Annotated in this window: 18 protein-coding genes; 9 read left to right on the top strand and 9 right to left on the bottom strand. The window is 65.1% G+C overall.

Annotated features, from left to right (window positions below; translation table 11 throughout):
* Positions 1 to 49 precede the first annotated feature (49 nt).
* The 5 genes from QJT78_RS14375 to QJT78_RS14355 all read left to right on the top strand — a co-directional run bounded on the left by QJT78_RS14375 (position 50) and on the right by QJT78_RS14355 (position 5,296).
* Positions 50 to 430, top strand: a complete 381-nt coding sequence (locus QJT78_RS14375; RefSeq protein WP_038944750.1) for a response regulator — start codon at positions 50 to 52, stop codon at positions 428 to 430.
* Positions 431 to 582: 152 nt separating this feature from the next.
* Positions 583 to 2,484: an FUSC family protein gene (locus QJT78_RS14370; protein WP_038944751.1), complete on the top strand. Its 1,902-nt coding sequence runs from the start codon at positions 583 to 585 to the stop codon at positions 2,482 to 2,484.
* Positions 2,481 to 2,684: a DUF1656 domain-containing protein gene (locus tag QJT78_RS14365; RefSeq protein ID WP_038944752.1), complete on the top strand. Its 204-nt coding sequence runs from the start codon at positions 2,481 to 2,483 to the stop codon at positions 2,682 to 2,684. Before QJT78_RS14370 ends, QJT78_RS14365 begins: the two co-directional genes overlap by 4 nt.
* 10 nt (positions 2,685 to 2,694) lie before the next feature.
* Entirely contained in the window at positions 2,695 to 3,993 is a 1,299-nt protein-coding gene (locus QJT78_RS14360; protein ID WP_038944753.1) for an HlyD family secretion protein, read from the top strand.
* A 256-nt stretch (positions 3,994 to 4,249) separates the two neighbouring features.
* Positions 4,250 to 5,296, top strand: coding sequence for an AraC family transcriptional regulator (locus tag QJT78_RS14355; RefSeq protein WP_038952556.1), 1,047 nt, complete (start codon positions 4,250 to 4,252; stop codon positions 5,294 to 5,296).
* A gap of 196 nt (positions 5,297 to 5,492) precedes the next feature.
* Here QJT78_RS14355 and QJT78_RS14350 read toward each other — a convergent pair whose 3' ends face one another.
* The 8 genes from QJT78_RS14350 to QJT78_RS14315 form a co-directional block, all read right to left on the bottom strand.
* A complete protein-coding gene (locus QJT78_RS14350) occupies positions 5,493 to 6,431 on the bottom strand; it encodes an ACP S-malonyltransferase (RefSeq protein ID WP_038944757.1) in 939 nt (312 codons plus the stop codon).
* A 9-nt stretch (positions 6,432 to 6,440) separates the two neighbouring features.
* On the bottom strand, positions 6,441 to 7,391 hold the full coding sequence (locus QJT78_RS14345; RefSeq protein ID WP_038944758.1) for an AEC family transporter: 951 nt from the start codon (positions 7,389 to 7,391) through the stop codon (positions 6,441 to 6,443).
* The gene (gene mdcB / locus QJT78_RS14340) at positions 7,388 to 8,269 is read right to left on the bottom strand and encodes a triphosphoribosyl-dephospho-CoA synthase MdcB (RefSeq protein WP_038944759.1); all 882 of its coding nucleotides are present in this window, start codon (positions 8,267 to 8,269) and stop codon (positions 7,388 to 7,390) included. The genes QJT78_RS14345 and mdcB overlap by 4 nt, the downstream gene beginning before the upstream one ends.
* Positions 8,266 to 8,946 carry a malonate decarboxylase holo-[acyl-carrier-protein] synthase gene (mdcG, locus tag QJT78_RS14335; RefSeq protein ID WP_038944760.1) on the bottom strand — a complete coding sequence of 227 codons (681 nt, stop codon included), beginning with the start codon at positions 8,944 to 8,946 and terminating at the stop codon, positions 8,266 to 8,268. The genes mdcB and mdcG overlap by 4 nt, the downstream gene beginning before the upstream one ends.
* Positions 8,921 to 9,643 (bottom strand): biotin-independent malonate decarboxylase subunit gamma, encoded by a 723-nt coding sequence (mdcE, locus tag QJT78_RS14330; protein ID WP_038944761.1) that lies wholly within the window; start codon positions 9,641 to 9,643, stop codon positions 8,921 to 8,923. Before mdcE ends, mdcG begins: the two co-directional genes overlap by 26 nt.
* Positions 9,630 to 10,568, bottom strand: a complete 939-nt coding sequence (locus QJT78_RS14325) for a biotin-independent malonate decarboxylase subunit beta (protein WP_038944762.1) — start codon at positions 10,566 to 10,568, stop codon at positions 9,630 to 9,632. Before QJT78_RS14325 ends, mdcE begins: the two co-directional genes overlap by 14 nt.
* Positions 10,565 to 12,364, bottom strand: coding sequence for a malonate decarboxylase subunit alpha (mdcA, locus tag QJT78_RS14320; protein WP_080586750.1), 1,800 nt, complete (start codon positions 12,362 to 12,364; stop codon positions 10,565 to 10,567). The genes QJT78_RS14325 and mdcA overlap by 4 nt, the downstream gene beginning before the upstream one ends.
* A gap of 165 nt (positions 12,365 to 12,529) precedes the next feature.
* A complete protein-coding gene (locus QJT78_RS14315) occupies positions 12,530 to 13,315 on the bottom strand; it encodes an alpha/beta hydrolase (protein WP_038944764.1) in 786 nt (261 codons plus the stop codon).
* A 271-nt stretch (positions 13,316 to 13,586) separates the two neighbouring features.
* On the opposite strand from QJT78_RS14315, the gene QJT78_RS14310 reads away from it, so the two are divergent.
* Entirely contained in the window at positions 13,587 to 13,961 is a 375-nt protein-coding gene (locus tag QJT78_RS14310; protein WP_240537725.1) for a hypothetical protein, read from the top strand.
* 336 nt (positions 13,962 to 14,297) lie between these two features.
* On the opposite strand, the gene QJT78_RS14305 is transcribed toward QJT78_RS14310, so the two are convergent.
* Positions 14,298 to 14,702, bottom strand: coding sequence for a hypothetical protein (locus tag QJT78_RS14305; RefSeq protein WP_080586519.1), 405 nt, complete (start codon positions 14,700 to 14,702; stop codon positions 14,298 to 14,300).
* A 22-nt stretch (positions 14,703 to 14,724) separates the two neighbouring features.
* Here QJT78_RS14305 and QJT78_RS14300 point away from each other — a divergent pair, with 22 nt between their 5' ends.
* Genes QJT78_RS14300 through QJT78_RS14290 form a run of 3 tightly spaced genes read left to right on the top strand, consistent with a single transcriptional unit; the run spans position 14,725 to position 19,437 of the window.
* Entirely contained in the window at positions 14,725 to 15,897 is a 1,173-nt protein-coding gene (locus tag QJT78_RS14300) for an efflux RND transporter periplasmic adaptor subunit (RefSeq protein WP_038942629.1), read from the top strand.
* On the top strand, positions 15,894 to 19,034 hold the full coding sequence (locus QJT78_RS14295) for an efflux RND transporter permease subunit (protein ID WP_038942628.1): 3,141 nt from the start codon (positions 15,894 to 15,896) through the stop codon (positions 19,032 to 19,034). Before QJT78_RS14300 ends, QJT78_RS14295 begins: the two co-directional genes overlap by 4 nt.
* Positions 19,021 to 19,437 carry a thioesterase family protein gene (locus QJT78_RS14290; RefSeq protein ID WP_038942627.1) on the top strand — a complete coding sequence of 139 codons (417 nt, stop codon included), beginning with the start codon at positions 19,021 to 19,023 and terminating at the stop codon, positions 19,435 to 19,437. The genes QJT78_RS14295 and QJT78_RS14290 overlap by 14 nt, the downstream gene beginning before the upstream one ends.
* The last annotated feature ends 110 nt before the right edge of the window (positions 19,438 to 19,547 follow it).

Here is a 19,547-nt window from a genome sequence, read left to right as displayed (position 1 = left end):
CAATGGGAGATATCCTCCCTGCGGAACACAGCGGTCAGGATGTGTGCCAATGGCCAAAACCCCGGTGATTGCGATCGTGGACGACGACGAAGGCGTGCGCGCGTCGCTGGCGAGCCTGGTGCGTTCGCTCGGCTATGAAGCCCACGCCTACGAGTCCGGCGTCGCCTTCCTGCGGGAACCGGCTGACGAAGATCCAGCCTGCATGATCGCCGACGTTCAGATGCCGGTCATAACCGGCGATGAATTGCAGGCGCGCCTAGTTGCCTCCGGCCGCCTTTTCCCAATCATTTTCATGACCGCTTTCCCGAGCGAACCCGTGCGCCAGCGCGTCATGGCGGCTGGCGCGCACTGCTATCTCGGCAAGCCGTCCAGCGGCGACGAGATCATCCGCCGCCTCGAAGAGGCCCTGGCGGGCCACGCGCCGCAATAGTCGGGCCGGGCTCGGGCAAAGTGCGCCTTCTCGGCGTGCGTTCCCGAAAGCAGGTTGATGGACCGAAAATACCGGTCGGCACAGCTCATGCTCCCCTTCGATTTCGCGACGCCGGCAGGCCGCGCGCTTTGCCGCGGATGGAGGGAGCATAATTGCCAGGGGACGCCACCAGCGCTGCCGACGACATCCGCCCGCGGGTCTTCGCCGGCTTCCCGGTGAGTTCCTGGGCATTCGCGCTGCGCGTCCTACTTGCAATGCTCCTCGCACTCTATGTGAGCTTCTGGCTCGAGCTCGAATCCCCCTCGTCGGCTGCCGTCACCGTGGCGATCCTGGCGCTGCCCACGCGCGCGCAGGGCATGGAAAAGGCAGGCTACCGGCTGCTCGCAACCGCCATCGGCGTGATCGCATCGATCGCCATTGCCGGCACGTTTTCCCAAACCGGCGCGCTCCTGCCCGCAGTGTTGGGGATCTGGGTCGGACTTTGCGTCTACGTCGCCGGGATGCTGGACGGCAATCGCGCTTATGCGGCGGCTCTCAGCTGCATCACCGTTGCCCTGATTGCCATCCAGCAGATCGACAGCCCGTTGCAAGTGTTTCCGACCGGCGTCGCCCGGGGCGCCGCCATCGCCATCGGCGTCCTCGCGGTCGCTCTGGTCAACGAGGTGCTCGCCGCGCCGGACTATCATCCGGTTCTGGCGAGCCGCCTCGAAACACTGCATCGCCGGGTCACGGAGTTCGCGCAACGCGCCGTCCGCGGTGAAGCTTCATCCGCGACGGCCGCTGCGGACATGTTGCGCGATGTCGCGGCCCTGCACCCGGAGATCGCGAGCCTCGTCACGGAGTCGATCAGCGGCCCGGCCAGAACCGCAGCCGCACGCTCCGCGATGGTGGGCCTCGTGAGCGAGCTGGCGCTCGCCCGTACGCTTGCCGCGCTGCCGGCCGCATCCGCGACATCTCGGGACGACCGAGATCCCGGCGCCTCCGGTCTGGTCGCGATCAGCCGGACCTATCTGCGCGATGCGATCATCCGCAGGAATGCAGACGTGCGCGACAGTCTCGAAGCACTGCGGGCCGGGAACCATCCACTCCGGCAATGGCGCGCGCCGCTTTACCGCTCGCCTCGCATTGCAGCGGCAGCCGGCGTCAGGGCCACGATCCACTTCATCCTCATTGCGATCATCTTCGTGATGGCGGGATGGCCGACCACCGCGCTCTGCCTCTCGCTTGCCGCAGTCATCATCGGCCTGAGCGCGACGGCTCCGGATCCGCGCGCCTTCACGACACTGGCGGTTTTTGCCATGCCGATCGCATGCCTGCTCGCCGGCATCCTGAAATACCTCGTCTTCAACGGCGTATCCGAGTTTCAACTGCTGGCGATCGGCCTTGCGCCTCTCGTGATCGGCGCAGCGCTGCTGATCACGCTTCCGAGCGGCATCCTGCCACCGCTCGGCCGGCTCTCCCTCGTGTTCACGCTTGTCATTCTCGCACCGAGCAATCCGCAGAGCTACGACCCCGACGTATTCCTTGTGACGTGTCTGTTTGCCCAGCTTTCCTCAGTTCTGGTCTTCGCGGCGCAGCTCCTGCTGCCGTCCTTGTCCGGCGAACGGAGGATCCGGCTGCTGCTGGACGAGGCCCATCGCGAGCTGAGCCGCCTCGATTCCGGGCGAGCCCGGCATCTCGCGCCGGAGGAAGCCGCGTTTCGCGATGCCGCCCGGATCGAGCAGATCCTGACGACGAATGGCGCCACGGCACCTCTCCCTCGGGTCGTCGCGGAAGCGCTGCGCTGCTTCGACGAGGCCGTGGTGCTGCGACGGTGCCATGCCGAACTGGACCGCCTGGCCGAGACCTCACTCGGCGAGGCGGTGCACGCCGCGCGAGCCGCGCTCACCCTACGGGATGGAGGCGCAATCCTGACGGCCGCCGAGGCGCTGCGCCAGACGGCTGCCCAAGGCAACCTGTCCGTCGAGCCGGTGCTCGCCGCGCTCGTTCCGGCCAGCATCGTCTTCGAACCATGGCAGAGTTTCGCCGGTTCCGGCCAGGGGGCGCATCCGTGACGAATACTTATCGTGAACTCGTCGTGGGCGGCGTGCTGATCGCCCCGATCGTGTCCTATGCGGCAACGGCGCTGCTCGCATTCCTGCTGCTCCGCCCGTTGCTGCGCTTCGTGGGATTTACAAGAATCTTCAGCAACCCGTCGCTGGCCGAGCTCTGCCTCTACGTGTCGATCTTCGGCCTGCTCGCGCTCTTTTGCTAGGGAGAAAGCCATGGACGCGGCTCTGCCTCGAGATGCGGCCTTTCCGCCCCACTCCGAATCTTCAACCGAAGCACGCGCGGACGCAGCCGACGCCGTCGCGTGTTCCAGCCCGACGGAGGCCGCGGCGCGCGCGACCAGCGACCACGCCGCGAACGACGGCGAAGCTTGCCGGCAGGCGACGCCATTGACGCGGTCGCCGCGCAAGGTCGCCGGGCGGTTCATGGCCGGCGTCGGCAAGCATTTCGCCACTCTTGCCATCGCCCTGGTCGCCATCCTGATATCGGTTGCAACCTGGCAGCACTATGTCACCGCGCCCTGGACGCGCAATGGCAGCGTGCGCGTGCAGGTCGCCAATGTCGCGCCGCAGATCGCGGGCAAAATCGTGGAGCTGCGGGTGGCCGACAACCAGTTCGTCCACAAGGGTGACGTGCTCTACGTCATCGATCCCTTCGACTTCGACGTAGCCGTCCGCATCGGTAAGGCCGTCGTCGACCAGCGGGCGGCGGACCTGGAGGTGAAGCAGGCCGAGTCCGACCGGCGCCGGCGTCTGTCCGACCTGGCGACGACGCCAGAGGAGCAGCAGATCTTCGCCGGCAATGCCTCGCAGGCGAAGGCCGCCTACGCAGCGGCCGCTCACCAGCTTGCACAGGCGGAATTGAACCTGAAGCGCACCAATGTGCTCAGCCCCGTCGACGGCTATGTCACCAATCTCCTGCTGCGCGTCGGCGACTATGCGCTGACCGGCGTCACCAACGTCTCCATCATCGATTCCAACAGCTTCTGGATCGACGGTTATTTCGAGGAAACCAAGATGGCGCATGTCTGCGTCGGCGATCGCGTCGAGGCACAGCTCATCGGCTACTCCAAGCCGATCCTGGGACATGTGAAAACCGTGACCCGCGGCATCAGCCCGTCAAACGCCGCGGCGGGCACGCAAGGTTTGCCCAACGTGGACCCGATCTACACCTGGGTGCGGCTTGCGCAGCGCATACCGGTTCGCGTCGCCATCGACACAGTGCCGCCGGGCGTGCCGCTCGTCTCCGGCATGACGGCCACGGTGACGATCCGGCAACCCAATGCGCTCGATCGCCAGACCTGGTCTCATCGGCTCCGCACGACCTTCGTGGACCCAATGTTCGATGTGTTCGGCGCAGGAGATCCGCCCCGCCCCAACTGCCTCCAATCCCCGTCCCAGCAGCCTCCCGGGGTGACGGCGCTTCCCTACGCGCGGGTGCCCGCAATTCCGCCGGCGGAGAAGATCGCGCCCGGCCTCACCCCTGGCATCGATGCCTCGCCACGCCTTCCCTGAACCCGGTCAGATCGCCCGACCTGAAGAGAGCTGCATCGCGCCGCAACATCGGAACTCACAGCGCAGGCCTTTGATTCTTCTTGCTGATTTCGGAGTTTCGCGACGTTCCGACGCACCTGCAGCTTTCGCAAAATCTAACACGATTTCAGCAACTCTAACGGGCCTTGTGGCGGCATCAGACATATCGTTCGAGCGTCAACCAATGGCATTCAGCGGCCGTCACTGCGGCAGCGGAATCCAAAAGACGGGACGAACGATGCTCACCGATATGCAAGCGGCCGGCGCCCGATTGACACATCAACCCGGCGCCCGCGAACCGGATTTCTCTCAGGGGGCACGCGCATTCCCCCACGAACGAAAATGGCGCCAGCCCGAGCAACGCGCGGGCGTCGCGCGCGAGGACATCACGATCTCGCGCTTTACCTATGCGCAGACGGCCGTCAGGCGCGAGGACGCAACGACGCCTCCCGACCGGTACTTCTTCGCCATCGCCCTGAAGAGCACACGTCTCAAGCTGACCAGAGGCAGTCAGACGATTTTCGACGGCGCCATGCCGGCAGGCACACTCTATGTCGGCGCGCCGTCGAAGCCGCTCCGCGCGCAGTTTCTTGCGCCGTGCGATTTCCTGCACTTCCACATCTCGGCCAATTGCTTTCCATCTCCACAGCAGGGAACGGAGCCGCTCGCGCCCGAATGCCTGAACGATCTCCTTCTGTTGCGCGACCCGTTCGCCGAGCAGCTCGCAAAGGCGCTGACCGAACAAGGCCATTCGGCCGATCGCGAATTTGCGTGCTGTATCGCCCAGACGCTGGTGATGCACGTCGCTCGACGCGAGCCCCCGCGTACGAAAGTCAACGCCTTGCCGAAATGGCGGCTCCGACGCGTCGAGGAGTATGTCAGGGCGCGCTTCGACCACTCCATCAGCCTGTCCGACCTCGCCGGCGTCGCGGGATTGTCCCGGATGCACTTTGCAGCGCAGTTTCGCGCCGCGACTGGATACCGGCCGCGCGAGTATCTCCTGCAACAGCGCATCGAGCATGCAAAATCTCTCCTGTCGAATACCGAGACGCCGCTGGTCGAGGCGGCGCTGGCCGTCGGTTTCTGCACGCAGGCGCATTTCTCGACCGTCTTCAAACGTCTGACAGGCGACACGCCGGCACGTTGGCGATGCACCAGCCGGAACGCATTGGCGTCACCCAGGCTCGCTGAATGCGACCCGGTTCCGTCACGCGAGCCGGTGTCTCATGTCCTGCCGGCGGACCTTCGTGAATCATGCGAAATGAGAAACAGCGTGGGGACGTGAAATACTTTGCACGCCGGATCGGCGATGCTGGCAGTGTTAGTGACTGAGTCCCCCAAGTCACGGCTCGAGCCTTCTCCTCCCAGGCATGCGAGCATTGGGCCGTCCTCCCCACAAGGACGGCCCCTTTTTTTTGCTTCGCCGCACGTCGATCCGGAGCGCGCCGTCCGTCCGATTCCGGAACGAAGCTGTTGCCATTTCAGTCGCTGAGATGCCGCGCAAGCCAGTCACGCACGCCCTGAAGACTCCTGAAATCGTCCAGGGACCGCACCGGAAGGCCGGGCTCGATACTCGCAACCATCCGGCTCAGTGCATGTCCAGGTCCAAATTCGAGAAATGCCGTGGCACCCGCTTCGAGACAGCTTTGCAGGCAATTTCCCCACTGCACGGTTTGCGAGATCTGCGCGGCGAGCTTGTCGTGGCCCGTCTCGGCGGAGACGACCGAACCGCCATCGATGCCACTCAGGATGCGCGCACCGGCGGCCGACGGGAACGCCACCGGCGCCGACCGCAAGACTTCGCGAAACACGACCGACGCCTCGGCGAGCCGTCCGGTGTGGGAGGCAACCCGAACCGGCAGTTCGACGATCCTTGTGGCGCGCATCGCCCTCGCCTCTCCGGCAATTCCGTTCAATGCCTCCCGGCCACCGCCGATCACGAAGGCATCGCCTGGATTGACGATGGCGATCGCCGCGCCGTGGCGCTCGCAAAGGCGGGTCATATCGTCACATGAAAGACCACGGACAAAGATCAGCCCGTCACCGGCGCAGGTGGCGGCGTCCATCGCTTCCGCGCGGCGCACTGCGAGGTCGAGCGTGAGGACCGGTTCGAACAGATCTCCCACGCCCCATGCCGCCACCTCACCGACGCTGTAGCCTGCGATGATGGCGCCATGTGGAATGATGTCCCTGAGCCCGGCAGCGGCGGCCAGTGCCTGCAACGTGCATAGAATCTGGCCGGACCGATTGCGATGCAGAGCCTCGTCAGATTCGTCGCGCACGAAATCGCGCGGATCCCTGCCGCCCAGCAACGTTGCCGCGTGAGCAAACAGATGCGTCGCTTCCGGCGCATCACCCGTCAGGGCGAACATGTCCCGATGCTGTCTGCCTTGTCCCGAGCACAGGATCGCAAGTGTCATGATCGCCGCCTAGTGCGGAAAGAGCACGGCGATCGCGACCGCCATGGTCGCGACGCTGAATCCGGTGCTCGAAATAACCATCGATCCGACCGCTGCGGAGTCCAGCCGGTAGTTGACTGCAAACAGGATGCCGAAAAAGCCGGAAGGCACCGCGGCGAGCAGAATAGCCGTCCTCGCTGTGTCGGGAGCGATTGGAAAGACGTGAGTGATTGCAACGGCTGCGAGCGGCCGAACCACGTCCGCGGCGACGGTTGCGGCCGCGATCTTCCAGTTCAGGCGGAACGACTGTGCCGACAGGATGGCTCCGGTGAGGAACAGTGCGACGCCGGCGGCCGAACTCCCGATCAGCGCGAGGCACGCATGAGCGAGCGCGTCGAGGCTCAGATCCGACACCGAAAACAGGATGCCGAACACGGGCGCGAGCACGACCGGCTTGGTGATCGCACGCCCCACTGCCGTCAGCATCTGCCGCGCCGCCATTTCCTCGCCACGGGCCCTGGCGGCGTCCATTTCCGCCATGATCAGGGTCACCGGGCTGATGAGGACCGAACCGGTTGCCAATGCGACGGCGACCGGAACGGCACCCGCCTGTCCCGCGACGGATGTCAGGATTGGAAGACCGACGCCGGCAAGATTTGGAAAGCCGACCGTGAGTGCCTGAATCGACGCATCGGGCCGCGACGCCTTGAACAACCTGCGCGCGGCAAGATACCAGGCGGCGTAGAGCAACGACATCGTTATGCCGAGCACCAGAAACAGCGGAACCTGCTCGATCATCTCGCTGCGCGACGCCGAAGCGGTCGCGGCGAACAGCGACGCCGGCACGGCGAAATCCATCACGAGTGCGTTGAGAGCATCGACATGGAGATTGTCGACGACATGAAACCTTCCGGCGGTGTATCCCAGCAGCAAAACGAAGAACACCGGCACCAGCGCCATCAGGATTGCATTGGACATCATGGCCCCGGCGCGTCGTGGGCATCGACGAAGAGCGACATCGCAAGCAGGTCAGCCGAGCCACCGGGACTGAGACGACGGGCGACGAAGCTTTCATGGATCCATCGCGCGCTGACGCGCCAGCCGGGAGCGCGCACGCCGCCGGCGTCGATGAAGCGACGTGCCGCGCGACGCGCAAAACGAAGCCCCTCGAGCCCGCCACGATGCAGCAGATTCGTGTCTTCCACCGACGCAATCAGGGCAAAGCACGCTTCGACCCGGGCCGCTTCCGCATCCTCGGGCGTGGCAGGCATTGTTCTCCGCAGGGCCGGCAAGCCGATCCGGTAGACGCTGGGAAACCCGCTCGCCGCCTCGATACGGGCTCCGCCTGCGCGAAAGCGGCGGCGAGCAGCACTACCATGGCTGTGCAGCAGCACCGGACCGTCGAGTATGCTGGCGCCCCAGAGGCGTGCCACGACGTCGCCGAGCGGACGCGCCGGATCGACCAGCCCGCCGGCCCTCGCACCGGCCGCCGCGCACAACAGGCCAAGACCGAAGATCGCGCCGCGATGCGTATTGACGCCCGAGGTCGCCTCGAGCATCGCATGTTCGGCCTCCAGGCCGATGACCCGCAGCACTCCCATGCCGCAGCCGAGCGCGCCCGCTTCGGCAAGACTTTGAAGGTAAGGCCTGATGGCCGCAGCGCTGCGACGAAACGTGCCGGCATCCATGTCGACGTGACTACCATTGTCGACATGGCTCACGAGCCCCGGCTTGGGCCAGGTTTCCAGCTCCATGGCAAGGCAATCGGCAGCGAAGCCGCCGATGGCCCGGACACCGGACGCCATCTGCCCCCGGCTGGAAACAAGCGGTTCAATGCTTCGCGCGGCCGCTGTGATCATGATCCCATCGCTCCCGAAATGAATCGATCCCTGTCGAGCAGGCCCACGCACCTGATGGTCTTGACCAGAAGCTGGTCCGTGCCGGCGTGGAATTCGCGCCAGTTCACCGCTGCACCATCCGCGCGCATCAATTCGCCATCGAGCCGCATCGGCGCATCGGTCTCGATCGCAGCCAATTCGGCGGCAAGACGATCCAGATCGGTTTCGCGGGGGAACGCGAACAGGACATCGAGGTCGGAACGAGCGGTCACGTAATCGAGCCCGGTCAGCGATTGCCATGCGAGGCTGCCGAACACGCGCACGTCCACCGAATGACGAAGCGCGAGCCCGTCGAGCCGATCGAGCGTCGGCCACCAATTGCGCGGCGCCGAGGCGCGCACCTGCCGCAGCGCGGGCGGCCTTGCGATCGAGGTGACGTGGTCGATATCCGCGAGAAACGACAGCCGCTTCTTGCCGGCGGAGGGCGGCAACGGCAGGCCGAGCGCAAGGCCGGTCGCTTCGCAAGGCAGAGCGCGCCGCCTGATCGTCGGCCATCCCATTTCGGACCAGCGCGACACCAGCGGGTCGGCTGCGAGATCGTCGCGCATCCCGATCATCGCGCGCCACCCCTGCGGGCTGACAAAGACGAGGTCGTGGCGACCGGCCGGCGGTTCACCGGGTTTGCAGGGCGAGATCACGAACGCGCTCCGCGATATCGGCGGCCTTCGGCCGGCCACCGCGCTCCTTGCCGAGCGCATCTCTTCGATCCCGCGCAGCCGGCATGTCGGCGAGCAGCGCATCCAGCTGGTCTGCGAGTGAGGTGGCGTCGCTCCATGTCATATGAACGGCACCCATCTGCTCGAGATTGGAGAGCCCCGGCGCGAACACCGGCGTCGATTTGGCTTTCTCCTCAAGAGCGGCCATCGACAATTTGGTGACCTTCGCCATCGACGGCAGATCCATCACCGCGGGAGAGGCGCCGGGCAATCCGACCAGCACGCGCGTTGCAAGGCCCGTCGCAAGCAGGGCCCCCGCCGCCGAGTGGCCGTAGAGTAGACCGATGGTGGGGCGGCCGTGCATGTCCGCGTGGATCAGCACTTTCGCCAGATGCGCGAGGAATTCGTTGAGCCCGAGCAGCTCGTCACGCTTGCTCATGCGCTGGCTGTCACTGTCGACGAGCACCATGATCGGCCCGCTCCCCCGGTCGATCGACTCCAGGACGTGCGCGGAAAGTCTGATCGCCTCGTCGACGCCAAGCGCAGTCCGATCAGCAACACCAATCACGAGTATCCTGCCGCCGGACCGCAGCGTCGCCGCGCCGGCAATGACGCCATTGTCGTTCCTGACCTCATGGCCGTCGGGAAACAGCGAGGCGAGAATGTCATCGAGCGTCACGGCTGCTCCTCCCGATCCTGTTAGCGAGCGCAATGAACTGGTCGGCCGGCAATTCCGGCACCGTTTCCGCATGCGCAACACCTTCGGCCGTCCAGATATCGACGGCGTCCTGGCAAGCGCCGAAGCGGCGCAACCTGTCGGCCAGACGCCCCTGCTCCGCCCTGAGCCGGTCGAGGCCGAAGGGGCCGATCAACCCGATCAGCTCGAGTGCGGCCTCGCGAAAGTCCTGCACGGTGTCATCGGCGAAGACGTCGGCCGCACCAAGCAGCCGCCGGTGCTTGCCGCCCATGGTGCGCCAGACCAGGGCACGGTCACGGGAGTCGAACTCCTCGACGCCGCGATTGGTCTCGATCACCTCGGGGCCCGAAACCGCGATGCGTCCCGCCTCCGACACGGCGAGCGCGGAGCAACAGCCTGCGATCAGGCCGCCGCCGCCATAGCAGCCCGAGCGCCCGCCGATCAGGCCGATGACCTTCACGCCGGCGCTACGCGCCTCCATCACCGCGCGCATGATCTCGGCGATGGCGAGCTCACCGGCATTGGCCTCCTGCAACCGGACTCCGCCGGTATCGAGCAGGATCAGAACGGGGATCGATCCGATCTCGCGCGCTGCGCGGAGCAGACCCAGCAGTTTGGCGCCGTGCACCTCGCCGAAGGCGCCGCCCATGAAACGTCCTTCCTGCGCGGCGACGAAGACCGGCGCGCCACCGAGCCGGCCATGGCCGACGACGATGCCGTCATCGAACTGCTCGGGAAGGCCGAATATCTCCAGATGCGGACTGACCTCGCGCTGTTCCGGCCCGATGAACTCGACCAGGCTGCCGGCATCAAGCAGCAGATCAAGCCTCGTCCGCGCCGATGCCTCGTTGAAGCTTGTGCTGCGGGCCCGTTCGGCCGGGGCGACGTGCTGGAGCGGCGCCGTCATTGCTCGCTCCCCGCGATCAATCGCACCGCCTGCGCCAGCCGAAGCGAGACCGTGTCGGGGCGCGCGCCGCCGTCATTGATGGAGAATTTCAGCCCGCCGGGCGAATAGCGCTCGACGAAATCGCCAATGACGGCGCTCCAGACTTCGCCGAAGCCCATCGCCGCGGTTTTGATCTCGACGGCGCATTCAGCATCCGGCAGGACGCGCTCGACCAGCACTTCCGCCGCCAGCATGTTGCGATCCGCATCGAGCGGATTGATGCCGATATCTTCCGGCCGCCGGATCACGCCGCGCTCGCGCAGCTGCGCGACCATGCTGCGATCCCGCCCGCGACCGACATCGGTGTATCCGGCGACGCCGCGGATCGCCTGCTCGCGTTCTTGCGCCGTACGGCACAACAGGAGGTTCGCCACGCCCTCCTCGGTGACGATGTGCGTGACGTCGTCGCCGTAGATCATCACCGGCGCGAGCTCGAGGTTCAGCTTCTCGGCGAGTTCGATCGCATCGAGCTTCTCGACGAACAACGGGACGTTCTTGTCGCCGAAAGTCTCGCCAATCTGCACCACCAGCTTGCGGCCTCGGCGCAGCGGCGCCGGGCTGTCCGGATCGGCCTCCGCGCCGGCCTTCAGCCAGGGCTCGCTCGGATGCCTGCGCCCGCGTGCGTCCGAGCCCATGTTCGGCGCGCCGCCGAACCCGGCGATGCGCGAGGTGGTGATGGTCGAGGAATTTCCCTGGAGATCGATCTGCAGCGTGGAGCCGATGAACATGTCGCAGGCATAGAGCCCGGCGGTCTGGCAAAACGCGCGGTTGGAGCGCAGCGAACCGTCGGGACCGGTGAAATAGACGTCGGATCGCGCCCGGATGTACTCGTCCATGCCGACCTCCGAGCCGAACGAGTGGATCTGCCGGACCCAACCGGACTCGATCGCGGGAATGAGCGCGGGATGCGGATTCAAGGCGAAATGGGTTGCGATTCTGCCCTTCAGGCCCAACCTCTCGCCGAACGTCGGTAGCAGGAGTTCGATCGCGGCCGTGCTGAAGCCGATCCCGTGATTGATCCGCTGCACGCCATAGGGCGCGTAGATCCCCTTGATCGCGAGCATCGCGGTCAGGATCTGCCCCTCGGTGATCGCCGCCGGATCGCGCGTGAACAGCGGCTCGACGAAGAACGGCTTGTCGGACTTGACGACGAAATGGACGCGGTCGGCCGGGATATCGACCCGCGGAACCGTCTCGACGATCTCGTTGACCTGGGCGATCACGACGCCGTCCTTGAACGCCGTTGCCTCCACCACGGTGGGCGTGTCCTCGGTGTTCGGACCGGTGTAGAGATTGCCGTCACGGTCGGCGCTGACGGCGGCGATCAGGGCGACGTGCGGGGTGAGATCGATGAAGTAGCGCGCGAACAGTTCGAGATAGGTGTGAACCGCACCCAGCTCGATCTTGCCGCCGAACAGCATGCGTGCGATGCGCGCCGATTGCGGCCCTGAATAGGCATAATCGAGCCGCTTCGCGACCCCGCGGTCGAACAGGTCCAGATGTTCGGGCAGAACGACGCCCGACTGCACCATGTGCAGATCGTTGACCTTGGACAGATCGACCGCCAGCAGCGCGCGGCTCAAGAGATCCGCCTGCTTCTGGTTATCGCCTTCGAGGCAAACCCGGTCACCCGGCCGGATCACGGCCTCCAGCAGACGCGTTGCGTCGGACGCTTCCACGACTTTGCCGCGGGCAAGTCCAGCACCGGCCGCGATGCGGGCATCGCGCGCGGCGCGGTTATTTTGCCAGCTCGTCACGACGTTTGCTCCTTTGTGGCGTTGGCTCCGCTCCAATCCGGAACTGTGCCGGTCGCCTCGGTTATGCTCATGGAACTCTCCAGAGGTGGAGTCGGGCCGGCGGGAGTGCTGTCTCTCCCGCCGTCCTTCCTTCTGCCGGCCGTGCGTCAGGACCGGCAAAACGCGTCAGCGGGTGGCCGGTTGATCGATGCTGCGAGCGGCACGGGTGATGATCTCCGCCACTTCCTTCGGATGCGACTCGTAGACCGAGTGGCTTGCACCCGGGATCACGGTGGTGTGGCTCTTGGCGCGCTCGTAATACCAGCGCTCGAGATCCGGATTGATGATCTGGTCGTTGCCGGCAACGATGCCCCAGCTCGGCTTGGTCTTCCACGCGGCCGCCGTCAGCGGCGTGCTGAACACCTGCGTCGCGGCCAGAACCTGGGAGCGTGATTCGAACTCCGCCTGCTCGCGCGGCAGATCGGGCGCGAACAGCTTGGGGAATTGCACGGGATCGAGATAGGTGAATTTGTCGGGCGTGACCTTGATGGCGCCTTCGGTCTTTCCAAGTACGCTCGGCGTCTTCTTGCCCAGCGCCGCTTCGTCCTCTCCGACGTCGGGCGCATGCGCAGCGACGTAGACCAGGCCGACGACATTGGGATGAACACCCGCCTCGGTGATGATCGAGCCGCCATAGCTGTGGCCGACCAGAAGCGTCGGGCCATTCTGGAGATCGAGCAGCCGCTTCGCCGCCGTGACATCATCGCCAAACGACGTCTCGGGCTCCTGCAGCATGCTGACGCGGAAGCCTTCCTTGGTCAGGATCTCGTAGACCGGCTTCCAGCCGGACGCATCGACCCAGGCGCCGTGCACCAGGACGATGTTCTTCGGGGGTTCAGCGCGCGCCGGGGCGACGGTCGCGAACAGGGAGAGAGCGGCAGCGAAGGCGAGGCCAGCGTTGAGGTGTTTCATGTCGGGATCACTCCGGGTTGGAATGGTGCGACAGTAGTGTCGACACTTGCCGGCGTATTTCGGCAAACAACGGCCCTTGCCACTTCGCACGTCGGGACATGCCGATCGAGACAGCGGCTCCTCGCGCATCCTCGGGACGCTGCCTAGCTAGGGCGCGCACTTCAAAACGCAGCTTATATGTCAGGCGTACAGACCTCTCATTACTGTGAACGGCCGGCGTTCATACGCGAAAGACGAACGATCCGCTTTGTCGTTCAAGAGGCCCCATCTGATGCTGCTTGAACTCCATGCATGGGATCGGACACATGACATCCACGGCAAATCTTCAGATCGCGCTTCTCATCCTGTTGTGCGCAGCTTCGCCCGCGCGTGCAGGCACCTGTGCGGACGACATAGCGAAACCCAGGTCCAACTGGATCGGGCCATCGAAAAAGACGCGGGCGCCCACGGCTGGCAGCGGGAAAGCCTCAGCGCACTACGCAGTTATCAACCGACGCCTCGCTCGATTGCAGGGGCCGAAGGCAGCCGCGGAGCCGTTTTCACGGATGCGCTTGATTCGCTTGATCGCGCGCGTACCGCCGATCAAAACGGCGACACAGGCACATGCAGCCGGGAACTCGCGCATGTGCGGGACATTCTGAAATAGCGAAATCGAACCAAAGCCAAGGCCGGCCAACGGCGCTGTCATCGGCGAGGCAACTCGGCGACGCGGCCGAACGAAGACGAATGGCCGCTCTCGACGCGTCGAATGCCCGTTGCCGTCGTGCTGCCGGGTAGCGGGACGTGCGTTCTGGAAATACCCCACCGTTCCGCACCTCTCTAGTGCTCGACAGCATTCAGCCGGAGCATTTTCCATGCGAGAGCAGCACTCATCGAACGACGTCGGCTCGGGAAGATCCAGCTCGCGCCGATTCACCCTGATGCAGCCCGCCGTGGCGCTCACGGCCGGCATGCTGTGGCTCGTCCCGGCTGCTACGATCGCTCAAACGACCATGCCGGGAACGCAGCCTTCCACCGGCATGCTGGCGACGTCGCCGCTCAATCCGCAATCCACGCGGCCCGTCGGCGTTCCACTGGGATCGACCGAGATCGCAACGCCCGGCATTTCGCCGCTTAATCCGGCGCAAAGCACGGCGGGTTGCGCCGGATCCGGCAATACCGCCTCGTCCGGAGCCTTGTTCGACGGCGGCGGACTGTCCGGGGGCCCATCCGTCACCTGCAACGGCAGCATCACGGCGGCGTCTCCGCTGCCTTCAGCATCGACGGTCGGACGCGTCGGGATACCGCTCGGAGCCACCGAGCTCGGCGGTGCCGGAATCAGTCCGTCCGTCCCGGTGCAAGGCCCTGCCGCAACGGACAGCACGACTTCGATGAGCGGCTCAAGCAATCCCTGACATCAGGACGATCTCATGAAACGAAATCTCGCCATCGCGCTTGTCGCTCTCGCCGCGATCCTCGTCGGAGCCGGCCTCTGGTTCTTCGCCGCGGACCGGAAGCCGGTCGTCGCCGCCGCGCCAGTGCCCGCGGCCGTACCGGTGGTCACCGCCGCGGTCATCGGCAAGGACGTTCCGATCTATCTGCGCGGCATCGGCACCGTGATCGCCTACAACACCGATGTCGTGCGCAGCCAGATTCAGGGACAGATCGTCAAGATCGCCTTCACCGAGGGACAGACCGTCAAGGCCGGCGATCTGCTCGCCCAGATCGACCCGCGTCCCTACGAGGCCCAGATCGAGCAATTGACGGCCAATCGCGACCGAGATCAGGCCCAACTCACCAATGCCGAAGCCAATCTCTCCCGCTACAATAAGCTCGGTGACAAGGGCTATGCGACCCCGCAGCTGATCGAGACGCAGACCGCGCAGGTGGCCCAACTCAAGGCCGCCGTGAAAGCGGACCAGGCGCAGATCGACGAGGCCAACGTCCAGCTCAGCTACACACGCCTGACATCGGCCATTCCCGGCATCACCGGCGTCCGCCAGATCGATGTCGGCAACGTGATTCATCCGACCGACCCGAACGGTCTCGTCGTCGTCACCCAGATCGAGCCGATTTCGCTGCTGTTCACCCTTCCGCAGACGGATCTGCCTGTGATCCAGGAACACGAAGCAAAAGGCCAGTTGAAAGTCATCGCCTACAGCCAGGACAACAAGATGAAGCTCGGCGAAGGCACGCTGCTGCTCGTCAACAACGAGATCGCAGGGACGACCGGCACCGTCCAGCTCAAGGCCGAGTTCGCCAATCACGATCACCGGCTGTGGCCGGGACAGTTGGTGAATGCCCGGCTGCTGCTGAAGATTGAGCAGGATGCGCTGACGGTCGCCGGCTCCGCAGTCCAGCAGGGCCCGAACGGCAGTTATGTCTATGTCATCTCTCCGAACCAGACCGCTTCCTTGCGTCCTGTTCACGTCGCGCAGATCAGCGAGGGGCAGGCCCTGATCGACCAGGGACTGAAATCAGGCGATACCGTCGTCGTCGACGGTCAGTATCGGCTGACGGAAGGAAGCCAGGTTCGGGAACTGCACGGCAAGGCCGCGCGCGAAGCCGACCTGCAAAGCTCCGTGCAGGACGCGCTCCCATGAACCTGTCCGCGCCCTTCATCCTGCGGCCGATTGCAACCGCTCTGCTGATGGCGGGCCTGCTGCTGTGCGGCCTCGCGGCCTATCCCCTGTTGCCGGTCGGCGCGCTGCCGAACGTCAATTACCCGACGATCCAGATCTCGGCGCAACTGCCCGGCGCCGACCCCGGAACCATCGCCTCGTCGGTTGCCACGCCACTCGAACAGCAGCTCAGCCAGATCCCCGGCGTCACGCAGCTCACCTCGTCCAGCGCACTCGGCGTCGCCCAGCTCACGGTCCAGTTCGAGTTGTCGCGCACGGTGGACAGCGCGGCGGTCGACGTGCTCTCCGCGATCAATGCCGCGAGCCCGTTCCTGCCGCAGAACATCCCCTACCCGCCGACGATCAGGAAGGTGAACCCGGCGGAAACGCCGATCATGCTGATCGCGCTGACGTCGGACTCGCTGCCGATGACCACGGTGGATGCCTACGCGGAAAACATCCTGCTGCCCAAGATTTCCCAAGTGCCGGGCGTGGGCCTGGTCGGTATCGGCGGCCAACAGAAGCCCGCGATCCGCATCCGCGTCAATCCGCAGGCGCTGGCCGCCCGCGGCATCGGCCTCGAAGACGTCCGCACCGTGATCGCCGGCGCCAATGTCGACCTGCCCAAGGGCACGCTCAACAGCCCGCGCGTGACCTATACGCTGAATACCAACGACCAGTTGCTGAAGCCCGCCGCCTATGAAAACCTCATCATCGCCTATCGCAACGGCTCGCCGGTGCGGCTGCGCGACATCGGCTCGGCGATCGAGGCGCCCGAAAACGACCTGCTGGCCGGCTGGTACGGCAAGGACCCCGCCATCATCCTGGCCGTCCAGCGCGTTCCCGGCGCCAACGTCATCGAAACCGTCGATCGCATCAAGAAACTGCTGCCGCAGCTGCAGGCCTCCGTTCCGCCGGCGATCAAGGTGACGATCGCCGCCGACCGCACCGCCACGATTCGCGCCGCGGTTTCCGATGTGCAATTCACGCTGATGTTGACCGTCGCCTTGGTGGTGATGGTGATATTCCTGTTCCTGAGGAATTTCTGGGCCACCGTCATCCCGGCGATCACGGTTCCCCTGGCGCTGATCGGCACCTTCGCGATCCTCTATGTGCTCGGCTACAGCCTCGACAACCTCTCGCTGATGGCCCTGTCGATCGCGGTCGGATTCGTGGTCGACGATGCCGTGGTGGTGATCGAGAACATCGTGCGCCATCTCGAGCAGGGCATGACCCCGATGGAGGCGGCGCTCAAAGGCTCCAGCGAGATCGGCTTCACGATCGTCTCCATCACCCTGTCGCTGATCGCGGTGTTCCTCCCGCTGTTCCTAATGGGCGGCTACGTCGGAAAACTGTTCCAGGAATTCGCCGTCACGATCACCGCATCGCTGCTGCTGTCGCTGGTCATCTCACTGACTTTGACCCCGATGATGTGCGCGCGCCTCTTGAAGGACGAATCGCGGAGAAAGCACGGCCGGCTCTATCTCCTGTTCGAGCGCGGCTTCGACGGCCTGCTTGCGCTGTACGCGCGCGGCCTGCGGGTCGTGTTGCGTCATCGCTTCGCGACGCTGCTCGTGATGCTCTCGACCATCGCGCTGACCGGCTATCTCTATGTGATCATCCCGAAAGGCTTCTTCCCGCAACAGGACACCGGACAGATCGTCGGCATCACCGAGGCTGCCCAGGACATTTCCTTCCCCGCCATGTCCGAACGCCAGCAAGCGATCGTCGACGTGCTGTCAAAGGATCCGGCAATCCAATCGGTGGCCAGCTATATCGGTCCAGGCGGGCCGACGGCGACCCTCAACCAGGGACGCATCTTCATCGTCCTGAAGCCGAAGCCCGAACGCAAGGCAAGCGCCGACCAGGTGATCGCGCGGCTGGAACCCCGGCTCGCCCATATCCAGGGCATCAAGCTTTACATGCAGTCGGCCCAGGACATCACGATCGGCGCACGCCTGTCGAAGACGCAGTATCAGTTCACGCTGACGGACGCCGATTCCAACGAACTCAACCACTGGTCGGCGATCTTCCTGGAGAAGCTCCGCTCGCTCGACCTCATCACCGACGTCGCCAGCGACCAGGCCAATGCCGGCCCGAGGCTGCAGGTCACCGTCAATCGCGAAGTCGCCTCGAGCTTCGGCATCCTGCCCACGACGATCGACAACACCCTCGACGACGCGTTCGGCCAGCGCATCGTCTCTACCATGTTCACCTCGCTGAACCAGTACCACGTGGTCATGGAGGTCGATCCAGCCTTCCAGTATGGGCCCGACGCGCTCAAGGACATCTATCTCAACTCGGCGACCGGCCAACAGGTCCCCCTGAGCACGCTAGTCCACAGCGTCATCATGCCGGCGCCGATTCTGATCAATCACCAGGGCCTGTTTCCCTCCGTCACGATCTCGTTCAACCTGCGGCCCGGCGTGGCGCTCGGCGATGCGGTGACGGCGATCCAGAAGATCGAGAAGGACACCGGCAAGCCCGCCTCGCTGTCGACCTCGTTCCAGGGCAACGCGCAAGCCTTCCAGTCTTCCCTGTCCGGCACACCGTTGCTGATCGGGGCGGCGCTGATCGTGATCTACATCATCCTCGGCGTCCTCTATGAGAGCCTGATCCATCCGATCACGATCCTGTCGACGCTGCCTTCCGCCGGCATCGGCGCGCTGCTGCTGCTCCTGGCAGTCCACATGGATCTCAGCGTCATCGCCATCATCGGCATCATCCTGCTGATCGGCATCGTCAAGAAGAATGGCATCATGCTGGTCGACTTCGCCCTCGAGGTGGAGCGCAAGCAAGGGCTGAGCCCTGAGGAAGCGATCTACCAGGCCTGCACGCTCCGCTTCCGTCCGATCCTGATGACGACCATGGCCGCGCTACTCGGCGGTGTGCCTCTGATGCTCGGCAACGGCACCGGCGCCGAACTGCGCCAGCCGCTCGGCTACACGATCGTCGGCGGCTTGATGCTCTCGCAGATCCTGACGCTCTACACCACGCCCGTGGTTTATCTCTATCTCGACCGGCTCGGCAATTGGCTGACCGGGCGCAAGCCGCGCGCGGCCGCGACACCCACTCCATCCACGAGCGAGGCAGATACGTTGAGCCATGAATCCGCTTGAGAAGTTGACCGCCGGCATGACGGCAGAGAAGCTGGTGACCGTCACGGCGGAGATGACGGTCGGCTACGTGGTCCCGGGAATGCCTGAAGTCTACGGCACGCCGATGATGATCCTACACATGGAGATGGCGGCGGGATCGGCGATCCAGCCGTCCCTGCCGACCGGCTATGTCAGCGTCGGGATGATGGTCGACGTCCGTCATCTGGCGGCGACGCCGGTCGGCCGCACCGTGCGCGCGGTCGCCCGGGTCGTCGCCGTCGAAGCCAGGAGCGTTCTGTTCGAAGTCGAGGCCTGGGACGGCGGCCGCAAGATCGGCGACGGGACCCATCGGCGCGGCGTTGTCGATGTCGCCGAGTTCGAACGGCGATTCGGGGTGACGAGGCCCACCGCGGCGTTGGCTTAAGGTCGCGGAATCCTTCCCGCGGCAATACCCCGGATCTGCGCGCAGGCTCGCATGGTGACGCCGTGCGTTTTGACAAAGGGTCCGCGAAAAAGCAAAAGACCGGTTTTCCA

The sequence above is a fragment of the Bradyrhizobium sp. Mp27 genome (genome assembly GCF_029953005.1).
GTDB classification, from domain to species: Bacteria; Pseudomonadota; Alphaproteobacteria; order Rhizobiales; family Xanthobacteraceae; genus Bradyrhizobium; species Bradyrhizobium barranii.
The sequence above is the reverse complement of the archived record's forward strand: the minus strand, read 5'-3'. Positions and strand labels throughout refer to the sequence as shown.